At 58.6% G+C, this 2415-nt stretch carries 1 protein-coding gene, 1 tRNA gene and 2 rRNA genes (1 of these 4 cut by a window edge); 3 read left to right on the plus strand and 1 reads right to left on the minus strand.

What is annotated here, in order from left to right; translation table 11 throughout:
* The 3 genes from FJV83_RS25515 to FJV83_RS25525 form a co-directional block, all read left to right on the plus strand.
* Positions 1 to 1075 (plus strand): 23S ribosomal RNA (locus FJV83_RS25515) (it extends 1725 nt beyond the left edge of the window).
* A 195-nt stretch (positions 1076 to 1270) separates the two neighbouring features.
* Positions 1271 to 1385: ribosomal RNA gene (gene rrf, locus FJV83_RS25520) — 5S ribosomal RNA — on the plus strand.
* A 186-nt stretch (positions 1386 to 1571) separates the two neighbouring features.
* Positions 1572 to 1648 (plus strand) — tRNA-Met (locus tag FJV83_RS25525).
* A 155-nt stretch (positions 1649 to 1803) separates the two neighbouring features.
* Here the strand turns inward: FJV83_RS25525 and FJV83_RS25530 are convergent.
* On the minus strand, positions 1804 to 2322 hold the full coding sequence (locus FJV83_RS25530; RefSeq protein WP_246691921.1) for a substrate binding domain-containing protein: 519 nt from the start codon (positions 2320 to 2322) through the stop codon (positions 1804 to 1806).
* Between the last annotated feature and the right edge of the window lie 93 nt (positions 2323 to 2415).

Raw genomic sequence — 2415 nt, forward strand, 5'->3', positions numbered from 1 at the left:
AGTCGCAAGACGACGTATAGGGTCTGACGCCTGCCCGGTGCTGGAAGGTTAAGAGGAGGGGTGCAAGCTCTGAATCGAAGCCCCAGTAAACGGCGGCCGTAACTATAACGGTCCTAAGGTAGCGAAATTCCTTGTCGGGTAAGTTCCGACCTGCACGAATGGCGTAACGACTTCCCCGCTGTCTCCAGCATAGACTCAGTGAAATTGAATTCCCCGTGAAGATGCGGGGTTCCTGCGGTTAGACGGAAAGACCCCGTGCACCTTTACTATAGCTTTACATTGGCATTCGTAGTGGCATGTGTAGGATAGGTGGTAGGCTTTGAAACCTGGGCGCCAGCTCAGGTGGAGCCACCCTTGAAATACCACCCTTATTACTATGGATGTCTAACCGCGGCCCGTTATCCGGGTCCGGGACAATGTATGGTGGGTAGTTTGACTGGGGCGGTCGCCTCCTAAAGAGTAACGGAGGCGCGCGATGGTGGGCTCAGAACGGTCGGAAATCGTTCGCTGAGTGCAATGGCATAAGCCTGCCTGACTGCGAGACTGACAAGTCGAGCAGAGACGAAAGTCGGTCATAGTGATCCGGTGGTCCCGCGTGGAAGGGCCATCGCTCAACGGATAAAAGGTACGCCGGGGATAACAGGCTGATGACCCCCAAGAGTCCATATCGACGGGGTTGTTTGGCACCTCGATGTCGACTCATCGCATCCTGGGGCTGGAGCAGGTCCCAAGGGTATGGCTGTTCGCCATTTAAAGCGGTACGTGAGTTGGGTTCAGAACGTCGTGAGACAGTTCGGTCCCTATCTGCCGTGGGTGTAGGAATATTGAAAGGATCTGTCCCTAGTACGAGAGGACCGGGATGGACGGATCTCTGGTGGACCTGTTGTGGCGCCAGCCGCATAGCAGGGTAGCTATATCCGGACGGGATAACCGCTGAAGGCATCTAAGCGGGAAACCCACCTTAAAACGAGTATTCCCTGAGAACCGTGGAAGACGACCACGTTGATAGGCCGGGTGTGGAAGAGCGGCAACGCTTGAAGCTTACCGGTACTAATAGTTCGATCGGCTTGATCGTTCTCATTCCTTATGCCCATCGTGTAACACGATGGTCTGACCAGCGCTCACGCATGAGCGGCCCTTACGGGCCTATGCTCCGCGAGGGCGCCGGAAAACCGGCGACGCGCAGTCGCGCTTGCGGGCTTACGCCCGAAAGCCACAAACGTCGCCTTGGCACAAAAAACAGCTTCTCGAACAACGTGCGTTTTGCCGACCTGGTGGTTATGGCGGAGCGGCTGCACCCGATCCCATTCCGAACTCGGCCGTGAAACGCTCCAGCGCTGATGGTACTTCGTCTCAAGACGCGGGAGAGTAGGTCGCTGCCAGGTCTGCTAAACGCACGTTGAACTCACATCCAACCGGATCGAGTGAAATCTTCTCTCTACGAAAATGGCCCGCCAAGGGACCACGGGCCGCGTAAGCGGCCCTTTCATTTGGTGAGCCATATACCTATCTGTAGGCCAGCCTAGTCGTAGGCTTGCGCTTACATCCTAAGCAAGCTCGCTTAGTGGTGACGCGGGGTGGAGCAGCCCGGTAGCTCGTCAGGCTCATAACCTGAAGGTCACAGGTTCAAATCCTGTCCCCGCAACCAAATCACAATCGGCCCGCCTGGCTCAAACCAGCGGGCCGTTTTTGTTTTTAGGGCAACGATCGCCGACGACTGCCTCCCGCCCAGCGGTCCGCAAGCAGGCAAAGCCGAGGTGCCCCGATGTAAGTCTCCACTGACATTGCGAGCTGTGTGCCGCGTCACCCCCTGGCCTTGCCGCGTGCTCGCTTTCTCTCGGCGGCGACGAGCAATTCGACGAAGGCGCGCACCTTGGCAGGCCGGAAGCGGGCCGGCGGGAACACCGCGTGGATGCCGCCGGTCGGCAAGGCCCACTGCGCGAATATCCGCACAAGCCGACCCCCGACGATATCCTCATCGACCGCATAGTCGGGAAATATACCCAGACCGATACCTGCAAGCACGCAGGCATAGGCCGCCGGGCTTTTGTCGCAGACGACGACGGGATTGAGTTCGGTCAGCACCGTCTCGCCTTCTCTGGAAAACAGCCATTGGCCGACGCCGCGCAGCTGGGCATTGCCGACCCAGGCCAGCGATCGTGCCTGGTTCGGGTTCGCATCCGCGGGCAGGCTTGCCGCGAAGGCCGGGCTCGCAACGACGATCTGCCTAATCGTGCCCAGTCGCCGCGCCTGGTTGGAGGAATCGGTAAGCCAGCCAACGCGGATGCCGAGATCGATCTGCTCATCGACCAGATTGCTCACCGCGTCGTCGAAGATCTGACCTGAGACCCTTGTTCCCTCCAGCTCAATGGAGAGTCCGGGGCTTCATTTCTGGCCTCATGCGGCCTGTTTTTC

Source organism: Mesorhizobium sp. WSM4307 (assembly GCF_007003945.1).
In the GTDB taxonomy this organism is placed as follows: Bacteria; Pseudomonadota; Alphaproteobacteria; order Rhizobiales; family Rhizobiaceae; genus Mesorhizobium.